Source organism: Vibrio sp. M260118 (assembly GCF_036533755.1).
Classification (GTDB): Bacteria; Pseudomonadota; Gammaproteobacteria; order Enterobacterales; family Vibrionaceae; genus Vibrio.
Map to the genome: position 1 here is coordinate 1 of NZ_JATABG010000684.1, position 650 is coordinate 650.

Consider the following 650-nt stretch of genomic DNA (forward strand, 5'->3'; position numbering starts at 1 on the left):
GTTGTTCAGATAACTCTTTCATCTGCTTAAGATCCATCTGATGAACCCGAATCATTTGATTGACTTGACTCATTCGTGACTGAGCTTCATCTTGCTTATCACACGAGTCAGACTTTGCGTCCCATGACGTGCCATCTAAGTAGGCATCACAGGCTTTTTTCAGCTCAACGATTTTTGGCTCTAGTTCTTCACGTTCTTTTTCTAAAGACTCAAGTTCCATTTTCACCTTGAGTTCTTGTTGGAACAACTCGCGAGAACGTTCGAACATGGTCACCTGCATATCGGCTTGATGATTCAACTTGTTGTTTTTGCTGTTCACCGTTTGAAGCTGATCTTTTTGAGCTGTGACTTGCTCTTCCAGCGAGAGGTTCAGCTTCTCGAGCTCTTCAATCTGCTGCTCAAGCTTAGTAATAGACTCTGCGTGCTGAGCTTGCTGCTCTTCCATCGCTTGTTGTAGCTTTTGCTCAACCTCATCATCAACCTTAGCAACTTTCTCTTCAACTTGAACAACCATCTTCTGTTTATCTTGAGCTAGGGTTTGATACTGCTGTTCAAGGGTTTGATAAGTGGTTTGCCACTTTTGCGCTGTAAGCGTTGAACCAATCAGCCCTCCGAGAGCTAAGCCCAAAACACCCGCAATAATAATGTAG

The 650-nt window shown here is 43.7% G+C and carries 1 protein-coding gene; it reads right to left on the bottom strand.

The window, feature by feature from the left end; genetic code table 11:
* Positions 1-650 (bottom strand): chromosome partitioning protein ParA (locus QTO00_RS20560; protein ID WP_331426385.1); only part of this gene is annotated, 650 nt, incomplete at both ends.